The sequence below is a fragment of the Flavivirga sp. 57AJ16 genome (assembly GCF_028736925.1).
Taxonomy (GTDB): Bacteria; Bacteroidota; Bacteroidia; order Flavobacteriales; family Flavobacteriaceae; genus Flavivirga.
This window is the reverse complement of sequence record NZ_JAQZAT010000006.1, coordinates 151,207-170,461: the sequence shown is the minus strand read 5'-3', so window position 1 is coordinate 170,461 and position 19,255 is coordinate 151,207. Positions and strand designations below refer to the sequence as shown.

The window sequence follows — 19,255 nt, the reverse complement described above, 5'->3', positions numbered from 1 at the left end:
ACAATTAAAACAAACACATGAAAAAAATACTGTTTACACTACTCTGTTTTATACCCTGTTTTCTGCTCTCTCAAACAGAGAATCGTATCGAAACAATAAAAAACCAACTGGAATTACTTTCGGTCGAAAACCCTGGGTTAACAGAACAAGCAAAAACCGAAATAAGTGTAAACAACATTACGCTGTCTAATTTTATCTTGGCAATCTCCAACACGCACGGAGTTAACATAAATATTTCACCAGAGCTTAATCAAATAAACATTGCCAACAATAATTTTTCCAATGTCACGGTATCCGACCTATTGGTGTTCTTATGTAAAGAATATGATTTGACCATAGATTTTACAGGGAGCATTCTTTCTATTAAAAAATATGTTCCTCCTGTAGAAGTCCCCGAAAAACGGGTAATTCCCATAATGTATAACCCAGAAAGGAACACGATCACTATCGATGCCAAAAATGACAAGTTGTACGACGTCTTTAAACGTATTATGGACGAAAGTGCCAAAAACCTCGTATTTACGCCCGGTTTAGAAAACAAAACCTTGACCTCCTATATAAAAGATATGCCTTTTGATACCGCTATGGACAAACTCGCATTGGCCAATAATCTATACACAGAAAAAACAAAAGACAACTTTTATGTATTTGAAGACAACACCCCTGCTACCGCCCAGAATCAACCTAATCCTCGATTAAAAAGAGGTCAAAATTTAAGTTTTAAAGTTTTAGATCCAGAAAACAAATTATTGGAAGTCGATTTTAACAATACGCCTATAAAAGACATTATTAACGATATTGGCAGTGCTCTTCATATCGATGTATTTACAGCGACCCCTTTAGATAAAGCCGGAACTACAACATTTAAAGCGGCTTCCATTTCGTTTGACGACCTTTTAGTTAAAATGTTTGAATCTAATTCAGATGGAGCAAATACAAACTTACAAGCGACGCCTGCTAACACCAATAGGCCTCAAAATTCCAATCCAAGTGCTTCTAATTCTAATGGCAACATTTTTACCTTCAAAAAAGAAGGGAATATCTACTATTTCGGAACCGAAAATCAATTAAGTGTTCGCAAGGTAGAAGTGATTCATTTAATGCACCGTTCGGTAGAGTTATTCTCCGATCCATCCGGGGGAAGTAGCAGAAGTAGAACCGTAGGAAGAAGGAGTAATTATAATGGCAGTAACTATAATCGTTATGGCTCTGATTACAACCAAAGCTATGGTCAAAGCTACACGGGTTCCGTTAACAATTCTACTGGGATAAATCGAAACAGGAACGTATCCAGTACCAGCAATTATAATAACGGACTAAACAGTACATCCAATAACACTGCTAAAACCATTGACGAAATTATTCCCGATGAAATCGCACAGGATTTAGACATTAAAATAGACCATGAGCTCAATAGTTTGTATGTAACAGGTACTAGTACTAAAATTGAGCGGCTTAAAGATTTTATTGCATATATAGATAAAACCGTTCCTGTTGTATTGATAGAGGCCATGTTTGTCGAGGTCAATAAAAATAACACCATAGAAACCGGCGTAAGTTGGGGCATAGGAGACGAACCTTCTGAAACAAAAGGAAGCATTTTCCCAAAAACCGATTTTACATTAGGTGCTAAAACCATCAATAAGGTCATTAACGGGTTTAGTGGTTTTGACAGATTAAATTTAGGGAAAGTAGTCCCTAACTTTTTTGCTACGGTCAAAGCCATGGAGAGCAATGGAAATCTAAAAATTAAATCAACACCCAAACTTTCTACATTAAATGGGCATCGCGCTACGTTCTCTAATGGAGAAACTTCTTATTATACGGTGACACAACGTAATATATATGGAACCGATAATCCTCAAACTTCTGAAATAACCAATTACGAGCCCATTGATGCCGAACTTGGTTTAACTATAAAACCATTAGTGTCTGGCGATGGGCAGGTCACACTCGACATTTTTGTTATTCAATCCAGTTTTGGTACTCGTATCGATGAGAATGCACCACCAGATATTAGCTCGCGGGAATTTAGTTCGATTATTCGGGTACAGGATCAGGATATCGTCGTACTTGGCGGATTGGAGGAGCAAGTAAAAAACGATTCGGGTTCTGGAGTGCCCTTTTTAGCTCGCGTCCCTATTATTAAATGGTTGTTCAGTTCCAGAAAACGGGAGGCTTCCAAAGCCAAACTGACTGTATTTATCAAACCAACTATTATCTATTAATGTTAGAGCATTTAAGGTCATATCTTTTATACGGGAATCAATATTGTGGTGTTGAGCATGCCATCCATGATGATGAGCCCATCATTTATTCAACCGTTTTAAAGAAAACAAAAAAAGCCGTTGATATTAATGAGGTCTTTACTTCATCATGCGTTAAGGAACTCACCCATAAACTTCCAAAAAAGCAACCTATTTTCCTAATAGTTAATAACGAACATGTTTTAACAAAAACCTTAAAAAGTGAACAGACAGATGATTTAAAACTTGTTAACAAAGCATTTCCAAATATCAATGCCTCAGAGTTTTATTATGAAATATTAAAACAGGACACTCTCTTTTTTGTCTCAATTTGTAGGCAATCCTATATAGATGCCCTTATTAAATCGTACACCGATAATAATTTATATATTCTGAACTTTTCCTTAGGAAATACCAGCTTGGCTAGTGTTGTTAACTACATAGACGAGACTGTTATTTTAACTTCAAACACCTCTATAACCACCGAAAATGGTTTAATGAAGTCCATGGACTTAAACGAAACCATTCAAAAAAAGCAATACTATGTTAATGGACTAACAGTCTCCAATAGCCATGTCCTATCATTATCTGGAGCACTGGGTCTTATTGTACATAATCACCAGTCTTTTACAAATTATAAAAACAAAAAGGACGCACTTTTAAATACCTACAGGCAAATTCGCTTTTTTAATCAGTTTTTGAAAACAGGGCTTCTTTTTATTTTAGGAGTTTTAATGGTAAACTTTCTGTTTTTCAACTTCTATTTTGGAAAAACGAAAGTATTGCATGAAGCTTCACAAATAAACCAAGCTGCCAAAGAGAAGGTTGTAAAACTACATGAAACTGTTGGCAAGTTACAAAAAATGACCGATGATATGCTTAAAAGCAGCTCGTCTAAAAGCTCTTTTTACATCAATGCTATTGTTAATAGTTTACCCAAGTCCATATTGCTCTCTGAAATAACTTATCAGCCTTTAGAGAAAAAAATAAAAAAAGATAAAACAATAGCACTGAAAAAAAATACCATGATCGTCTCTGGAGATTCCAATGACAGTGAACTATATTCTGAATGGATTTCTAATTTAGAAAATGTGGATTGGGTTCATAGTATAGAAGTATTGGACTATAGTGATTTAAAAATGACCGCGTCCCATTTTAGTATAAAAATTAACATGACCGATGACCAATAAATCTAAAAATATACTGCTGGTTGCTGGATTTATATTCACCTTAATCCTATGCTACGATTTAGCCATTTCTAAAACTATAATACTGAAAAATGAGCATAATGGTTTACAGCAAGAAGCATTGTTGCTTAAAAATACGCCCAAACAGTTATCGCTTTTAAAACAGAAGCAAAAATATTATGACTCTATTTTAAACAAGTATCAGATTTATGGAAGTTCTGTTCAAAACAATCTTTTAAAAACAATAAATACTTTAGCAAGTAGTCATGACTTGAAAGTGGTTCATTTTTTAGAACCTCATGTGATTGAAAATAATGATTTATCGGTTAAAACATATCAATTTAGTATTGAAGGCCATTATAACAACATACTAAAACTGATACACCATCTTGAACAAAAAACGAAATTTGGTGAGATCATTAATCTCCATTTTGAAAAGAAAAAGAACTTTAGAACCAGAAAACATTATCTGCAAGCACATGTGCTTTTAAAGAGTTTTGGGTAATTTTATTTAATACCTGATTTCAATTAATGAATTTGTTATGTTTTTTACCTAGATCATAGTTGCAGGTTCTAAAAGAGAATATTTCTGTTTCCCTAGCAATCCTATAATTTTCCAACAATTCGTTTACCATGATAAGCAGTGGATTGAATCCTTCTATGTACTGTCACGATATTTTCATCGGTCACCTTGCCACAGGCAATAATTTGTATACGGCCTGCTGCTTTTTTAATAAGTTCCTTAATCAATGCCTGACCTGCTTCCCATGTTGGCGCTTTACCCGAGGTGAGTATGGCATCAATGTTATCTATTCCCATGAGCCTGTCCAATTCATTCAGTGGACTAGACACCGCATCAATCGCTTTATGAATGGTCACTTTTAGCGGGGCAGCAAAATACGCAAGCTCTTCAATTGCCAAAATATCAAGTGTGTTTTCTTCCGTCGTTATTCCAAAAACAACACCCTCAACGCCTATGTTTTTACAAACTTGAATGCTTTCCCTCATTTGATCCAACTCTGAAGCTGAATAAACAAAACCGCCCTCACGCGGACGTATAATAACCCTAATGGGTATTTTGCAATGCTTAAAAGCGGCTTTAATGGTTTCAACATCTGGTGTGAGACCATCCAAATCTAAACGCGCGCAGAGCTCCACACGATCCGCGTCCTGTTTTTCCGCTCGTATGACCTGATCCAATCCCTCTACACAGGCTTCCACTAAATAATCTCTGTTCTTCATTTCTTATATTATCCCTATCCTGTTAATTGGACTTGCAACAAAAATGGGAACATGACACCCTCCGTCACAACTCAAATTATATAATATGATTTCATTTTTGTTGCCATTTTGATCTTTACCTGCTCCTAAATATAAATTTTGATTTCCGGGGTGAGTAAATAAAGCACCAGTTGCATTGTTACCTGTGGTATGTAAATATTTTCCATATAGGTCCATCAACAGTTAATTTACCATTAACTGTTTCATCTTGCGCTTTTACGGATAAAAAAGTTCCAAATAATGTGATTGTCAATATTATCTTCTTCATTTTTTATTTTAAGTTTTGAGTAATTACTTATATACGTTTAGCATAAGAGCATTAGCAGATTAAAACTCACTTGCTTTTGGGATAGCAATATACTCAAATAAACAAAATAGCAGTTTGGTTCACAACCAAACTGCTATTGATTTTATACTTTGTTAGTGGTAGTATTTTTTTAAGTACTATAAGTTCGCTCCTCCTGATACTTCAATTCTCTGTCCGTTAATCCATTTTGCATCTTCTGTACAGAGGAATGCAACCACAGAACCAACATCACTAGGTACACCAACACGTCCCAAAGCTGTGTCTTCTGCTAATGCCTTATTGAGTTCAGCATTATCCCTTACAGCACCTCCCATTATATCTGTTTCTATTGCTCCAGGCGCAACACTATTTACTCTTATCTTTCTTTCTCCCAATTCTTTTGCTTGGTATTTAGTTAAAATTTCTAAACCACCTTTCATAGATGCGTAGGTAGCAAAGCCAGGAGTTGTGAAACGTGTCAATCCAGTTGAGATATTGACAATGCCACCACCATCATTCATTATTTGAAGGGCATTTTGCGCAATGAAAAATGGCCCCATAAGGTGGATATGAATCATATCTTTGAATTCATCTATTGTTGCTGAAATATAGGGAGCTGGTGCAATACTTCCAGCATTATTGATTAAATAATCAATAGTTGATGTATTATAACTTTCCTGAAGAACATCAGATAACTTCTTGAAAAATGGTTCATATTCACTGTACTCGGCCACATCTAGCTGTAAAGCCATAGCTTTTTGTCCTATTTCTGCTACTTCTGAGACTACTTCTTTTGCGGCAGCTTCGTTAGAATGATAGGTGATGATGAGATCCAATCCTTTTTTCGCTAGGTTTAACGCCATATCTTTCCCCAAACCCCTACTACCTCCAGTTACTAGTGCTATTTTACTCTGATTCATTTGTATTATTTTTTAATTATTGAACCATACAAAGATCATTAGAATTCATTGGGAGGAATTACCCAATTCAACCAAGTAGTTGTAAAAATCAAACAATTTTGTTTTTTCTGAATTGAATTGGTGATTGCTGGATATGTTTCTTGAAAAAATTGGAAAAATGAGAAGTCTCCTCAAAACCTAGAGCGTACGCGATTTCTGAAACATTCCAATGGGTATGTGCTAAAAGTATTTTGGCTTCCTTAGTAAGTCGTCTTGTAATTAAAGAACTAGTGGATTTTCCAGTGACTTCTTTTAATGCCCTGTTTAAATGATTTACGTGAACGTTCAATTGATTTGCATAGTCCTTAGCTGTTCTTAATTTAATCTTCTGGCTTGTGTTTTCTATTGGAAATTGTCTTTCAAGAAGCTCTATAAACATAGAAGATATTCGTTCTGAGGCATTGGATTGATAGTCAACCCTATAAGTTACTGGATCTAATTTTATTCCTGAATGAATAAGCTCAAAAACAAGGTTTCTGAGAATGTCATACTTAAACGTATAATCTGAATTAATTTCAGTAAACATTTGCTCAAATATCGCAGCGAATTTAGCGCTGTTTTCTGTAGTTAAATTGAAAATTTGATTTCCACTTGGCTGAAAAACAGGATATTTATTCAAATCTCCATACTGATTAAAGAAGGCTTCTGTAAAAACGCAAAAATAACCTGATAACTGGCTATCTACCTGTTCCCAATTGTAAGGTATTTGTGGATTTGCAAACAATAGGCCCTGGTTATTTATTTCAATTGTCTTGTCTGCATAATGTACTTTGCTTTTACCTACAATCAGACTTATTTTATAGTAATCCTTTCGACTATAGGGCATAGGTTTGGGATCAAGACCCGAAAATTCTTCTAACCTAAATACGTTAAAATGTCCAATCGATGATTTTAGATTTTCAGGAACCCACTTTAGATTTTCGACATAAAAATCTTCTATTTCCAATGTTTTTTTCATTTCACAAATTTATGAAATTCAAACATATAATTCAGATTTTGAAAAATAATAGGAATGGTTTTATGTACACAACGTTTGGTATATGGCTATGACGCGTCTTGGTACGAACCTATCAAGATAAAAACTGGCTTTGGAAAATCCACAGGATTTTCCAAGTGTGGACAGACCAAGCCCAATGTCATTAAGTTAAGGAAATTTGCCCCTTTTTGTCACATTGAGCGCAGTCGAAATGCTAATAAAACTAGAACTCCAATTGGTCTTCGACTGCGCTCAGACTGACATTACTGCCTTAACTTAATGACATTGGACCAAGCCATAGCTTATATGCAGTATTAGCAACTGGTTTTTCTAGTTATTAATCATTGGTGAAAATTTTTCATTCTTATTCCTTAAATCAATTCCACCTTCATATATGGATTTTAAATTAGTAAGATAAAAAGTCCAGCCGTTTGTGCAACCAAGCCGAACATATTGTTTGGATTTATTATCTAATGGAATGTTATGATGTTTTAGGGTTACGATAATATAGTCATTATCTGTTTCAAGCAGAACATCCACTAAACATTCTCCTTCAAAGGTAAATTGGATATAATCTTTACCATTGACTTTTGTTATTTTACCTTTCATCGGTTCACTATACAAATACCAATACCAAGTATATAATACGTTTTCAACAACATTTTCGTTTTTATTGTATGACGAATGGTCTGGTCTGTTGAAATCAACTTTTTTCAAAAACCATTTTTCTAATTCAGATGCTTTAGTCCAAGCATTATATATCTCTGTTAAAGTAGATTTAATGGCAATTTTCTTAGTGTATGATGTCCAATCAAAATTCTCCATATTCGTTTTTACTTGTTGCTAAAGGTCCTGTATATGAAAAGCTGGGCAGAAAGTAAACTGTTTGCATTCGGTTGTGCAAAGCGCCACATTTTTAGTTTTCTTTTTTACCTTTTCTGTTATAAAAATACAAAATTAAAAATTTGGTGGCATTGAAAACAATCAAAACCTATCCGATTAAGCCAAAATTACCCTATTTTTTATGTACATTGTTGATAGCAATTTTTTAACAAAAATGTTGAAATCTATATATTGTCTATTGAAAAGATTAAAATACTCTATTAAATTGCAGCATCATAAAGCCTATTAAGATTTTGAAATTCAAATGTAGTATAAGAAAACTATTAATACGACCCTCGTTTTATCACTTTCTTTTTGTGTTAGGTGTCGTTTTATTGTTGTCATTTGGGTATGCAAAATTTACAAATACTGCTATTGAGCCTGAAGTATTAGCACTAATAAAGAGCAGTAGGCCGTCGGATGCTTATATGTTAGAAAAAAACAGAATGCAAGTATTGTTTATGCAAGAAAGAGGTTGGTTCTTTATCGTATTTGCTTCGTTAGTATTATCCATTATGCTATGGATGAGGGTCTCAAACCGTAGGCGTAGCATCAAAACAGTTTTAAATTATAGATATAATTTAAGGGAAAAGCTATCAATAAAACTTAAAAAAGGTCTTAGTTTTCAAGAACGTTTGCATTTAAAATATTCACAATTAACTGAAAATGATGTTTTGATTGCTGAAATGCTCATTGACGGTTTAAGTAGTAAAGATATTTCGTTGGAATTAAATATAGCCCCATCAAGTGTAAATACTGCTCGTTATCGATTAAGAAAGAAGATGTTGTTATCTCCAGAGACTAATTTGCTCGATGTTTTGAGACAAATTTGAATTTGTCTATTCAAAATCTATATTCTGTATTTTTTATTACTAATTGGGTTTTTCATCTTTGGATGATTAATACTATTTATTATGCGACACATATTCTTTATTTCTATTTTTTTTATTGCTTTCATAAATTCTTATGGGCAAGAATGGACAGCCCAAATTGATTCAGTACTTACAATAGTATCCGAAAATCAGTTATTTGACGGTCAGCTATTAATCGCTGAAAAAGGTAAACTTCGTTTTTATAATGCTTATGGAAAAGATGAAAACGATAATCAAATCACAAAAGAAACCTCTTTAGATATTGCTTCGGTAAGTAAGGCTTTTACAGCAGTAGCTATATTAATGCTTGTGGATAGAGGGCATATAAAACTTGATAACAAATTGACCGATTATTTTCCTAAACTTCCTTATCAGCATGTTACTATAGAAAGCCTTTTAAATATGACAAGTGGTTTGCCCAGGTTTCAGCCTACCGTTGCTACTTACCAAGACAGTACAAAAGTTTACACTTCAAATGAAATAATAAAATTAGTAGCCAAATACAAACCTGAAAACACTATAAAAGGTGATAAATTTGGTTACAATGGCGACAATTATATGCTGCTCGCAGCAATAGTCGAACAGGTTTCACGAGCACCTTTTGTAGTGTTTATAAAACACAATATTTTTGAGCCACTTGGTATGGTTAATAGTTTTGTTTACAATAAAGAACAGGCAATTAATGGTATGCCATTGTCTGTCAATGTCGGACCGCCTTTAGGAGAAGGCCATATTCATTCTACGGCCTACGATTTATATTTATTTGACCAAGCATTATATACAAATCAATTACTGTCGCAAGAAGTCTTGAAAAGGTCTTTTGAGATGACACCTTTAAATGATGGTTCTTTAAGTGATTACGGTTTTGCTTGGCGGCTCCATAAAACAGATAATGTCAACGAAGCATATATAGTAGGTGATGGAGAAAGCAAGAGGTCAAGCTTACAACGCTATATGAATACTAAAAAAACGTTTATTTATCTACATAATGTTTCGGGCTCTAATTGGAAAGGTGTTTACGGAGCGGTAAGAAATATATGGGAGGGAAAACCATTTAAAATTCCTGAAAAGCGTACCGTTTACAATATTGATACTTCCCTTTATAAAAACTATGTGGGCACTTACCTTTCAAAAGGTTTTGGGTTATTACACATTACTGAAGAGGGAAACAAACTATATCTTCGGCCAGACCCAATAGATGGAAAAGAAGAATTAGTACCATCTTCTAACACTACTTTTTATTTTGCTGAACAAGCTTTGGAATGGGAATTTTTTCTAGATGAAAAGGGTAATGTTAAGGGGTTGGGCTTAAAAGGTAAACCCGAGACTATTGGTTTGAAACAATGATTTTTGGGTTGTATTCAAATTGTTACCAACGGTTTCATATATGTGTATGTGTAGTGCGGGATTTGAAAGCGATAGTTTAAAATCGACACGAACGTTAGCGAGCTGCTTTTATATTTTTTAATTTTTGTTCATAAATATACTAACTGCGAGCTGAATAGAAGCACAGAGGTTTCCGTTTAACATTTCACCCCGCATTACATATACACATCTTTGTTAGCGGCTGCCTTTTATTTTTTCGGTTCTATTGGTGCTTTTTTCAGTCTTCCCCAAGCAATAAATATAGCAGAAATTAAAATGAATATATTAAATCCTATTTGGTTTCCTTCTCCTCTTATAATGTGAAAAATACTTGCTGAAATCATTAGAGCAATTGTTCCATAGGCTGCATATATTGTCATTTTTGGTTGAATTCGAAGAAGAGAAGGTAAGGTCAATCCGAAACCTGCCAATAAGTCAAAAACACCTGAAACAGTCACTAATTCGGGATTTTCATTTACCCATAACCAAGGTAGGTCATTAGGTTGAAATAATTTCATTCCACCTCCCCAAATAAATGTTACAGCTAAAAGGGCTTGAAATATCCATAAGATAATATTAAACACTTTGGATTTTTTTTGCTTTGTCATTGTATTTATGTTTTTAAATTATACAACACGAAATTATCTATATTTACTATCTAATTTATATTACTTTCCTATTGGATAGCACTATCCATTAGGAAAGTAATGTGTCCAAACTTGAAGTTATGTTGTCAAAAGGTGGTTGTCCCAAAACAATGCTTTCTATCAAAGATGCTCTTGAGGTCCTTGAGGGAAAATGGAAATTATTGATTTTATTTTCATTGTCTGGCGGCCCAAAACGGTTTAAAGAAATTAGTAGGGAAGTTGTTGGTATTACAGATAAAACTTTATCTAAAGAGTTGAAACTTTTGGAAACAAATCAGTTAGTTAAAAGAGAAGTGTTCGATAGTTTTCCCCCTAAAGTTCAATACTCAATCACGGAACACGGAATGTCTTTGGAGAAAGTCTTGGACGAGTTACACTTTTGGGGATTACTACATAGGAAGAAGATAATCGGTAAATAGTTTTATTTCGAGAGTGTTGTTTTTCAGGTTGCCGCTAACGTGTTTGGCTATGGTTTCGTTGCGTGAAAATCCGCGAGGACTTTCCGAGAGGAAAATCAAAAGATAGTAAACGAGCAACTAACATTGGTTTAGGATAAAGCCAGCATTTTTTTTATACATTGTTGACAGTAGTTACTTTTTAATTTCAATTGTTTTTTTAGTCTTAGCACTCTTGATGGCGGCATCCAAAATTTCCATCACAACCATATTGTTTTCTAATGAGGATAAATCAAAGGGCTCAAGGCTTGTTTCATTTTTAATGACTGATGCAAATAAAGAAAATGGATCATTGAATGGGGCTTTCCTTTCCTCCAATTTAAAGGATTGTTCAATATAACCATCATAGCCTTCAGAAATACGGATACGCAGGTCGTATCGATTATCAGCATAAATCACTCCTTTTAGACCATAAATTTCCATATCTTTTCTTCCAATTGGCCAATCCCAGGAGGCTTGTATAATTGCATTGGAGTTTGTATACTTTAAAATTATAGTTGCATCGTCATCTACCTTTGGATTATTTTTTGATTGTAGTTGTTGAGTTACAGCCGTAACCGTAAGTGGTTTTTCACCTTTCATTAACCAGGTCATTAAGTTGATACCATAGCAGCCAAAATCTGTAATTGCACCTCCGCCATTTTGAACAGGATCAGTCAACCAGTCCAAAAATTCTTTGTTAATGCCTATTTTTTTTGGCCCTTTGTGTCCGTCTCTTATTACCACTTTTTTAATAGCCCCGATAGAATCCTTCTCAACCAATTTGTAGGCTTCATAATTGGAAGGATACCATGTAGTTTCGTAATTAGTAAGTAAATGGATATTATGTTTTTTAGATAGGGCTTCCATTTTTTTTGCGTGCTCTAAGCTAACTGCTAAAGGCTTTTCAACCATTACATGAATACCTAAAGGAGCTGCTTTTTCAACAACCTCTAAATGTTCATAGATAGTACCAAATGCGCAAACCGCTTCTGGATGAGTAGCTTCAATCATTTCTTCCATGGTATTGAATACCATTTTCATAGAATATCCATGTTGTTTGGCATATCGTTCAGCCAAATCTTTATTTGTTTCAACTATACCTACTATCTCAATATCACCATTTTTTTCACTACCAAAGACCCAATGAACATGCGTATGGGTAAGTCCAATTACAGCAATTCTAATAGGGGCATTTTGTGCAGTAATATTTATGGACATAAAAATTGACAGGATAAATACGAAAAGTTTTTTTTGTTTCATATTAAAATACTTTAGTTAAATTTAATGTAAGGATAGTTGCGTACTTAAGCAACTAACTTACTAAAAATGGAGCGAACCAGAGGAAAATCCGTAGGATTTTCCAAGTAGGCGAGAACCAAACAATTATTTTTACACGTTGTGGCTGTTGCACAACTATAAAACACTCTAATTCCTACTTAATTATTTTTGCTTTCAAAACAACAATGCATTGATTTTAAATGAGTTATTTTTTTTAGTTGTTGTCAAAATTTATTGCTTTATTTAAAATTATGAGTTGCGCAACGGTTACCGTTGTTGGGCATAGTGTTTTCATTCGATTACATTTGTGTGTCATAATTGACTGGAAATTGATTCGGAATTTCGTCTTTGTGTTCTCCTAGATTTTGACGTAAATCAATTTCTATTCCTCGAGCAATCGTTGAAATTGGAACATCGTTAGCAGACCCTTCAAAAGGGTTTTCTCCAGTTCGTCCAATTCTTTCCATAGTATGAAAAACCCAAGCAACAATCACATAAAATGGGATAGACAACCAAATAAACAGTTTTCCAAATATTGGCTGTAAATCAACAATATCTTTACCAATTTCAGCAAATTGAGGAACAATTGCTAGCGGTAGAAGCATCACAAAAACCCACATAAAATAATGATTTAAGGTCGCAAATTGGCGTGGGTATGGAAAATTTTTAATTCTTTCTGATTGTCCTTGTAATGTAAAAAGTTCTTGCAAAATGCTTTCTAATTGTAAAAAAGAAAACTCCCAAATTAATCCATTTTCTTTTAATTGGCGTAGGTGTTTAGATTGCAAATACAATAAGGCTGTTTGTTTATTGTGTTTAGATAATACATAGCCCATTTCGGGTGAAGAAATGTATGGTTTTAAATCTTCTTCAATAGTCGATTCCCATTCTGGAGGTTTTACTATTTTACTCCATTCTTTATTTGTTTTTTCATGAACTACAGTTTCCCATGGTTTTGATTCTCTCATGGCATGACGTAGAGCTGTCATCCAAGCAATATGCCTGTAAGTGAGTGTTTTAATTTGCTTTTGTAGTTCCGAATCTGTTTGCTTTTCTATAATATGTTCGTTTGTTACCATGTCTTGTACGAACATTCCAAAAGTTCGAGATGAGTTAACAATTCCGCCCCAAATTTTTCGAGCTTCCCAAATTCTGCCATAAGCCGAATTGTTTTGAAAACCTATAACAAAAGCTACAGCTGTACCAATCAAGGCTAATGGGGTCCAAGGAATCTTAAGCCACTGTAAATCAAAAAAATAATAAACACTTACAAATATGGTAATTATGGTTATGAATAATAAGGTCTCAAAACGAGTCCATTTTACCATATCCTTGATTTTGAAAACCTTTTTTGTGTACATAATTTAATATTTTTAAAATGTCTAGTACTTCGTCGAATTCACATTACGCCCAACTGTCCCGGTTATGGGTAGTTGCGTGGTTTAGTACTTAGCTTTGCAAGTACAACACTAAACTGAAAATCCTCTCGGATTTTCAGAAGTAGACGGTAACAAGCAATTACTTATAGCCATAGTTTGTCGTTTTTACTTTTCAGACTTTTTCCTTTCTTCCTCTCTTTTCTTTTGTTCAGCTCTCCATACATCAAGAGGATCATTCGGGTCAAATTCATATTCGCTTTTCACAGCTTTTACCATATCTCTATTGAAATGCCATTTTTTCATTAATTTCTCCTGTTCTGGAAAACTTATGTTTTTAGCAGTATTGTCTGCCAAATCTCTCCATACCAAATGTGAAATATTAGTTTCTATCTCCATTTGCTTTGTCCAATCCGAAAACTCTTTGTTTTTTAATAGCTCGTATGGGTTTATCATATTTTCCTCTTTCCATTTTGTAAGTTTTTCTGGGCTGTCATGAAAATATTTCCATGTTCTTTGTTCTTGTTCGGACATAGAATTCCAATTGGATGGATAGAACTTTTCATATGGATTGTAACCATAACCATAAAAACATATAATAATACCTCCAATAAGCATTAAAGAACTTAATGCTCTTCCTAACAAATGTAAATTATAATGGCTGTAATTTTTGAATTCTGAACCCCCACCACTTGTTCTATTATCAAAGGCATACTTTTTTAAGCGAAATTTCCATAATGCTCCAATAAGAAATGTTATAATTCCTGAAATTATGATTAATGCTTTCATATTTAACAATATTTGGGTTTATAGCTTTGATTGGGATTATAATCAATTAGCTTTTTAATCTATTGTCATTACATTTTGAAATATTTATCGTTAGTTGTATAATGGACTATGTAGGTTTTTCCATCCTCTGTTTTTAGCTTATAAGTATAATAAGAAGCGTGTGTTTCTCCCATAGTACTTTTAACAGTAAATTCGTCCTCAAATTCCATAATCATATTTTCGCTATTACCACTAAATTTCTCAAATTTTAGTCTTAATTGATTATTTTCAGCTTCAGAGAAATGAAGTTTATTAGATGAGTTTTCTTTTTTCCAAGTTCCAATAAATTCCTCATTATAGTTATTAGAACTACAGGAAATTAATAAAATGCTTATTAAAAGAGCTAATGTTATTTTTTTCATATTGATAGGTTTTAAATTACAGCCAACGTGTTCCTGTATGGTTTATTACAATGGCAAGGACTAAGTTAGCAAAAGAAAACGAACCAGAGGAAAATCATTCTTATTTTCCAAGTTAGCAGAGACAAAGCAATGAATTATACACGGCTTTGTTGTAACACGTTTTTTATTCCGTCCATTTTTTGTCCGAATATTTTGTTCCAAAAATTTCTCTTTGTAAAATCATAAGAGTAGCTAAAATTCGAGTCAAATTCCGCAATGTAAAGTTTGGATTTTAAGATTTTCCCATTTTTTACAAACTGAACTTCTTTTCCTTTCAGTCCTTTTTCGAGAATTGAGATAATTCCGTTTTGATTCCGTTCATTAAATTCCAATACTGGATTTCCATAAGTTTTTCCGTCATCACTAAAATCGTACTGATAGAAATATTCTCCTTCCGCGCATTTATTATACCCTGGAACAGTCGGATTAAAAATTACAATTGAAACCAAAACTTAGCGGTGGCTAAAAATATTGGTTTTGGCATTTTAGATTTTCAAAAATAACGTGTTCTAAAATGCCATAACTAATATTGCGCGGAACTGTAAGCTCTTATTTTTGTGAGTGCAACTTGTGGAACGAAGGAGAAGATATGTGCTGGAAGTGGGGCTGTTTAAATCCTTTAAATAAATTTAAATAAATCTCATTGAAATTATGACTAAAATTTATTGTTCATCATTAATTCCTTTTAAAATCGCACTTAATATGACTTGAATATCCTCAATAGTTTTATTCATTTTTTGTGCTAATATAATTTCTGGATTTTGGGCCTTCTGCTTTTTAGTAATACTAGTTACCAAAATATTTATAATAGTTCGTTTTAATTTTTCATTTTGATTTACAATAGAAGCCATCTTTCTGCCAATTATTCTTGCAGCTGCGATTTGCATACTAAAATATTCATCATCAAACAAATCCAAATGGTTAGTAAAGGCTTCATCCTCATACAAATGCCATGCGTGTTCTAATAAAAAGGAAATATCTTCTAAATCCTTTATTCTTAGATCAGGTTTATCTTCCCAAGAAATTAATTTTAATATTATTAAGCCTTCTACTGGTGATACCGGTAGTGTATAATTTTCTTCTGAAATTTTTACACTTTCTATGTGCTGTCCCACTTCTTTAAAACCTAATACGGATAATGATAATTCCCTGTCAGTGAAATTCACAGTATACTCCTGTTCTATTTCGCCATAAGGCATCAAGTCTAAAACGGTATTTGTTTCGTCAAAAACCAATCTATAAGCTTCTTTTGTCTTTCTAAAACCGTTGCTGCATAAGGTGTCAAATATAGCTTGATACACATTAAAATCCGGTACCATTATTGCGAAATCTATATCTGCCGTACCTCTAGTTGGTTTTATACCTTGTTTATATAATTGTACATCTCTGGCATTAGCACCAATTAAATAATAAACGATCCCGTGTTTAGAAAAAACAGTCTCTAAAATAGCGTAGACTTTTGCGTGATGTGCAAATGAATACTGCTTATAAGTTTGGTTTGATGTACTCATTATATATTAACTGTGCTGCTTCAATATTTCTGGTATTATTACTATATATTAACTGTGCATAAATAATTAAAGGATGTACCACGTTTTTATGGTTTATGTTTGCAACCCTTTCCATAGGAAAGCTATCTATCCAAAATGGCTGATATAGAGTTATGTCTCCTTTACTATCTGGAATAAGTTTTAACACAGTTAAAATCTCTGATTTTTTCTTTTCGGTAAACAATGTAAAGGCTTCTGGATTTAGATAATTGGTTATTAATGCTGCTGCAGGTTCTCCTGCCCAAAGTGCTTCTGTATTTAAGAATTGAGCTTTCCAATTAGCATTGTTTTGTTTAGAAAAAGAGTATTTTCCTATTTTATTTGCAGGCAATATTTTTTGATTCAATATTGTAATCCATTTATCAAGTAATTCATCTCTTCTTACTAGTTGATATTTTTGTTCATTATTCCATTTTACCACAAAGCCTTCATCGATCAAAGCTGTAATACATTTACTTACACTGCCCAACGAAACTTTACTCGCAAGAGATAAATAGCGTTGGGTTTCATTTATTTGTTCTGGGTTTTTAAGAAGTTGAAATATAATTTGCCCTGAGGTTTGTGTTAAAAGATTAGAATAATCACTATAATAAGGTTTTGCATTTCCTTGCTCTACATATATTTTTAAGTGCTCTAAATTTATATAGGCATTACCAAAACTATCTATATAGTTTATTTTTTTTTCTTTAAGTATATTTTTTGACTTCGGAGTAATGTATTTTGACGCGATCAAAAGCGGTAAATTCTGGCTTCTTTTCTTTTCAAAAGCAGCTATATTTTGAGGTCTTACTTCATTTTTTGTATCTATATAAACCATTTCATTATTTAAAGTATAGATACTTTCTTTTTTTTCATGGTTATAATTTTGATAGATAACTTCAACATGGAAGTCTAGTGTATCAAAAAACTCCTGTATATATGCAAAATCAGTCATTTTGTTCATATTTAAACGATGTTCATGTAACATGAACATTCAAATATACTGAACATTCATTTAATATTAAAGCAAAATAGATATTTTGTTCATTTATTCACATTGTTCATGTACACTGAACATTGCTATATAATGAACATCACTTTAATAAAACTACTTCTAGATAAAAACTGCAAGTTAACAAGTCATATTTAATGATCTTGATAAAAACCTAAATTTGACCACAAATAAATCGATTTTTTAAAATGCTTCTTTTCTTCTTTAAAATGTTCAATAATAAAACGAAGTACTGACCAACTAATAAATTTAGATTGAAAATAATTTTGGTGGGAAAAGAAAGGTACTTTCCTTAGCGGTTAAATAATTATTCGGATTTGACTTTAAATTTTCCATCCCTCAAAACCTCTGTTTTCAATTAAATAATTACAACTATTTTGCAGTTGATAAATGCCAATATTTTTCCAAGAACTAAATGAATGGTTTCCTAAAAGAGCGACTTGTATTTCTTTTTGAAATCTTTTTGATTGACTTTCAAAGATAATTCCCCAATAATCAAGAATAAGATTTTTTTGTCTTTCAATAATTTCCGGCGTAGGGATTTTATCTCGTTTTTGATTATTAATTCTTGAATCCGAAGGAAGTAAATTCCAAAGGTCATTATTTTTCCATACAGAAAATGGTATCAAATGGTCAATATCATAATTTGAAATACTTCTACCTGTCCAGACACAAAATACTTTACCTTCCTTTTTAAGGATGTCTTTGTACAATTTTTTTGATTCAGCAATATTCCTCTCGGTGATAGGACTTTTTAAAACTTCATTAAGAACTTTGTCAACTGATAAATTATTCCCTGATGCATTTACAGAAAATTGAGCCCATTTGAAAAGAATAGAATCCTGTCCGTTTATAAAACTGCCCAAAATCTTAAAGGCTTCGTAGTATTCTAAAGGAATTGAAAACGTTCCATAACCTTTAATTAATGTTTCTATGTCTATGTTTGAATATCTCTTAAGTCTTTGACTTTCATAATTGAAAATAGAATAAAAGTCATTGCTTATAGAACGACCAATATACTTCATTGGCATTTTGGTAATCGTGTCTCTAAGCTTCTTGGTAAGTTCAAGAAATTCACTTTGCAAATCCTTCGGAATACCTTTATTCTTTAGGTCATTATAAAATGCAGAAAAACCTCCACGATCTTCATAATCAAGTATTAATTTGCTAAACTGACTACTGAAAGCAAGATTAATTTCACCATTGATTTGTGGTATTGATGTCTGAGATTGTAAAATTGGATAGTAATACAATAACCATTTTTCAACAAGAAGTCCTGTTGGTATTTGAATTCGATTTTCAACAAATGTAATGTAAGGTGAATTGTCTTGAATAATATCTATAACGCCACGTAAAAGTGCATATTTGTAAGTAGTAGACTTGCTATCCCTTTCGATGATTTTACTGATATTATAAAAGACTTCGTTATTCATTTATTAATTAATCTAACTTCTGATTTATAAAGCCAAAAAATGACTTTTAAAATATAAATACCTAAATTTATGAAGGCCATGTATTGATTCATCCAAACAAGCTCCTATTTCTTTTCCATAAATATTTTTATATAAAAATAACTCTATTAACAAAGCAATCAAATTTTTACTGCTACATGAGTTAAAAACTCATATTATCAACATTTCCTTTTTTTAATCAAAGGCAACGAATAATTAAAAATTTAAGCTGAAATATTTTT

20 protein-coding genes are annotated in these 19,255 nt (G+C 32.8%); 6 read left to right on the top strand and 14 right to left on the bottom strand.

All coding sequences use genetic code 11. From position 1 onward, the window contains the following. The first annotated feature begins 17 nt into the window (after positions 1–17). From PQO00_RS08410 to PQO00_RS08400, 3 genes are read left to right on the top strand one after another with little or no spacing between them, the layout of a single operon-like run. Positions 18–2,228: a type II secretion system protein GspD gene (locus tag PQO00_RS08410; protein WP_274184398.1), complete on the top strand. Its 2,211-nt coding sequence runs from the start codon at positions 18–20 to the stop codon at positions 2,226–2,228. After that, a complete protein-coding gene (locus PQO00_RS08405) occupies positions 2,228–3,436 on the top strand; it encodes a hypothetical protein (RefSeq protein WP_274184397.1) in 1,209 nt (402 codons plus the stop codon). Before PQO00_RS08410 ends, PQO00_RS08405 begins: the two co-directional genes overlap by 1 nt. Continuing rightward, complete coding sequence (locus PQO00_RS08400; protein WP_274184396.1) at positions 3,426–3,938, top strand: hypothetical protein; 513 nt, start codon at positions 3,426–3,428, stop codon at positions 3,936–3,938. Before PQO00_RS08405 ends, PQO00_RS08400 begins: the two co-directional genes overlap by 11 nt. 101 nt (positions 3,939–4,039) lie before the next feature. On the opposite strand, the gene PQO00_RS08395 is transcribed toward PQO00_RS08400, so the two are convergent. From PQO00_RS08395 to PQO00_RS08375, 5 genes are all read right to left on the bottom strand, one after another. Further along, complete coding sequence (locus PQO00_RS08395) at positions 4,040–4,675, bottom strand: copper homeostasis protein CutC (protein ID WP_274184395.1); 636 nt, start codon at positions 4,673–4,675, stop codon at positions 4,040–4,042. A 3-nt stretch (positions 4,676–4,678) separates the two neighbouring features. Beyond that, positions 4,679–4,891 (bottom strand): hypothetical protein, encoded by a 213-nt coding sequence (locus PQO00_RS08390; protein WP_274184394.1) that lies wholly within the window; start codon positions 4,889–4,891, stop codon positions 4,679–4,681. A gap of 267 nt (positions 4,892–5,158) precedes the next feature. After that, positions 5,159–5,920, bottom strand: a complete 762-nt coding sequence (locus PQO00_RS08385) for an SDR family NAD(P)-dependent oxidoreductase (protein ID WP_274184393.1) — start codon at positions 5,918–5,920, stop codon at positions 5,159–5,161. 88 nt (positions 5,921–6,008) lie between these two features. Further along, positions 6,009–6,917: an AraC family transcriptional regulator gene (locus tag PQO00_RS08380; RefSeq protein WP_274184392.1), complete on the bottom strand. Its 909-nt coding sequence runs from the start codon at positions 6,915–6,917 to the stop codon at positions 6,009–6,011. A 348-nt stretch (positions 6,918–7,265) separates the two neighbouring features. Continuing rightward, positions 7,266–7,760, bottom strand: coding sequence for an SRPBCC domain-containing protein (locus PQO00_RS08375; protein ID WP_274184391.1), 495 nt, complete (start codon positions 7,758–7,760; stop codon positions 7,266–7,268). A 311-nt stretch (positions 7,761–8,071) separates the two neighbouring features. On the opposite strand from PQO00_RS08375, the gene PQO00_RS08370 reads away from it, so the two are divergent. Both PQO00_RS08370 and PQO00_RS08365 read left to right on the top strand, forming a co-directional pair. Further along, positions 8,072–8,650, top strand: a complete 579-nt coding sequence (locus PQO00_RS08370) for a LuxR C-terminal-related transcriptional regulator (protein WP_274184390.1) — start codon at positions 8,072–8,074, stop codon at positions 8,648–8,650. Between the two features lie 81 nt (positions 8,651–8,731). After that, a complete protein-coding gene (locus PQO00_RS08365; protein WP_274184389.1) occupies positions 8,732–10,036 on the top strand; it encodes a serine hydrolase in 1,305 nt (434 codons plus the stop codon). Positions 10,037–10,263: 227 nt separating this feature from the next. On the opposite strand, the gene PQO00_RS08360 is transcribed toward PQO00_RS08365, so the two are convergent. Beyond that, the gene (locus PQO00_RS08360; RefSeq protein WP_274184388.1) at positions 10,264–10,662 is read right to left on the bottom strand and encodes a DoxX family protein; all 399 of its coding nucleotides are present in this window, start codon (positions 10,660–10,662) and stop codon (positions 10,264–10,266) included. Between the two features lie 119 nt (positions 10,663–10,781). Between PQO00_RS08360 and PQO00_RS08355 the strand changes: the two genes are divergently transcribed. Further along, a complete protein-coding gene (locus tag PQO00_RS08355; RefSeq protein ID WP_274184387.1) occupies positions 10,782–11,120 on the top strand; it encodes a helix-turn-helix domain-containing protein in 339 nt (112 codons plus the stop codon). A gap of 171 nt (positions 11,121–11,291) precedes the next feature. On the opposite strand, the gene PQO00_RS08350 is transcribed toward PQO00_RS08355, so the two are convergent. From PQO00_RS08350 to PQO00_RS08315, 8 genes are all read right to left on the bottom strand, one after another. After that, positions 11,292–12,398: a Gfo/Idh/MocA family protein gene (locus PQO00_RS08350; protein ID WP_274184386.1), complete on the bottom strand. Its 1,107-nt coding sequence runs from the start codon at positions 12,396–12,398 to the stop codon at positions 11,292–11,294. 317 nt (positions 12,399–12,715) lie between these two features. Next, positions 12,716–13,777 (bottom strand): bestrophin family protein, encoded by a 1,062-nt coding sequence (locus PQO00_RS08345; protein ID WP_274184385.1) that lies wholly within the window; start codon positions 13,775–13,777, stop codon positions 12,716–12,718. 183 nt (positions 13,778–13,960) lie between these two features. Continuing rightward, entirely contained in the window at positions 13,961–14,581 is a 621-nt protein-coding gene (locus PQO00_RS08340; protein WP_274184384.1) for a hypothetical protein, read from the bottom strand. Positions 14,582–14,649: 68 nt separating this feature from the next. Continuing rightward, entirely contained in the window at positions 14,650–14,982 is a 333-nt protein-coding gene (locus tag PQO00_RS08335; RefSeq protein WP_274184383.1) for a hypothetical protein, read from the bottom strand. Between the two features lie 134 nt (positions 14,983–15,116). After that, positions 15,117–15,470 carry a hypothetical protein gene (locus tag PQO00_RS08330; RefSeq protein ID WP_274184382.1) on the bottom strand — a complete coding sequence of 118 codons (354 nt, stop codon included), beginning with the start codon at positions 15,468–15,470 and terminating at the stop codon, positions 15,117–15,119. 213 nt (positions 15,471–15,683) lie between these two features. Beyond that, positions 15,684–16,532: a hypothetical protein gene (locus PQO00_RS08325; protein ID WP_274184381.1), complete on the bottom strand. Its 849-nt coding sequence runs from the start codon at positions 16,530–16,532 to the stop codon at positions 15,684–15,686. Then, the gene (locus PQO00_RS08320) at positions 16,507–17,505 is read right to left on the bottom strand and encodes a type IV toxin-antitoxin system AbiEi family antitoxin (RefSeq protein WP_274184380.1); all 999 of its coding nucleotides are present in this window, start codon (positions 17,503–17,505) and stop codon (positions 16,507–16,509) included. The genes PQO00_RS08325 and PQO00_RS08320 overlap by 26 nt, the downstream gene beginning before the upstream one ends. A 380-nt stretch (positions 17,506–17,885) precedes the next feature. After that, entirely contained in the window at positions 17,886–18,995 is a 1,110-nt protein-coding gene (locus PQO00_RS08315; RefSeq protein WP_274184379.1) for an HNH endonuclease domain-containing protein, read from the bottom strand. Positions 18,996–19,255: the final 260 nt, after the last annotated feature.

What these genes read in the sequence shown, in the direction of transcription:
- PQO00_RS08410 (WP_274184398.1), top strand. Translation starts at nt 18, where the DNA reads ATGAAAAAAATACTGTTTACACTACTCTGTTTTATACCCTGTTTTCTG.
- PQO00_RS08405 (WP_274184397.1), top strand. Translation starts at nt 2,228, where the DNA reads ATGTTAGAGCATTTAAGGTCATATCTTTTATACGGGAATCAATATTGT.
- PQO00_RS08400 (WP_274184396.1), top strand. Translation starts at nt 3,426, where the DNA reads ATGACCAATAAATCTAAAAATATACTGCTGGTTGCTGGATTTATATTC.
- PQO00_RS08395 (WP_274184395.1), bottom strand. Translation starts at nt 4,675, where the DNA reads ATGAAGAACAGAGATTATTTAGTGGAAGCCTGTGTAGAGGGATTGGAT.
- PQO00_RS08390 (WP_274184394.1), bottom strand. Translation starts at nt 4,891, where the DNA reads ATGGACCTATATGGAAAATATTTACATACCACAGGTAACAATGCAACT.
- PQO00_RS08385 (WP_274184393.1), bottom strand. Translation starts at nt 5,920, where the DNA reads ATGAATCAGAGTAAAATAGCACTAGTAACTGGAGGTAGTAGGGGTTTG.
- PQO00_RS08380 (WP_274184392.1), bottom strand. Translation starts at nt 6,917, where the DNA reads ATGAAAAAAACATTGGAAATAGAAGATTTTTATGTCGAAAATCTAAAG.
- PQO00_RS08375 (WP_274184391.1), bottom strand. Translation starts at nt 7,760, where the DNA reads ATGGAGAATTTTGATTGGACATCATACACTAAGAAAATTGCCATTAAA.
- PQO00_RS08365 (WP_274184389.1), top strand. Translation starts at nt 8,732, where the DNA reads ATGCGACACATATTCTTTATTTCTATTTTTTTTATTGCTTTCATAAAT.
- PQO00_RS08360 (WP_274184388.1), bottom strand. Translation starts at nt 10,662, where the DNA reads ATGACAAAGCAAAAAAAATCCAAAGTGTTTAATATTATCTTATGGATA.
- PQO00_RS08355 (WP_274184387.1), top strand. Translation starts at nt 10,782, where the DNA reads ATGTTGTCAAAAGGTGGTTGTCCCAAAACAATGCTTTCTATCAAAGAT.
- PQO00_RS08350 (WP_274184386.1), bottom strand. Translation starts at nt 12,398, where the DNA reads ATGAAACAAAAAAAACTTTTCGTATTTATCCTGTCAATTTTTATGTCC.
- PQO00_RS08345 (WP_274184385.1), bottom strand. Translation starts at nt 13,777, where the DNA reads ATGTACACAAAAAAGGTTTTCAAAATCAAGGATATGGTAAAATGGACT.
- PQO00_RS08340 (WP_274184384.1), bottom strand. Translation starts at nt 14,581, where the DNA reads ATGAAAGCATTAATCATAATTTCAGGAATTATAACATTTCTTATTGGA.
- PQO00_RS08335 (WP_274184383.1), bottom strand. Translation starts at nt 14,982, where the DNA reads ATGAAAAAAATAACATTAGCTCTTTTAATAAGCATTTTATTAATTTCC.
- PQO00_RS08325 (WP_274184381.1), bottom strand. Translation starts at nt 16,532, where the DNA reads ATGAGTACATCAAACCAAACTTATAAGCAGTATTCATTTGCACATCAC.
- PQO00_RS08320 (WP_274184380.1), bottom strand. Translation starts at nt 17,505, where the DNA reads ATGACTGATTTTGCATATATACAGGAGTTTTTTGATACACTAGACTTC.
- PQO00_RS08315 (WP_274184379.1), bottom strand. Translation starts at nt 18,995, where the DNA reads ATGAATAACGAAGTCTTTTATAATATCAGTAAAATCATCGAAAGGGAT.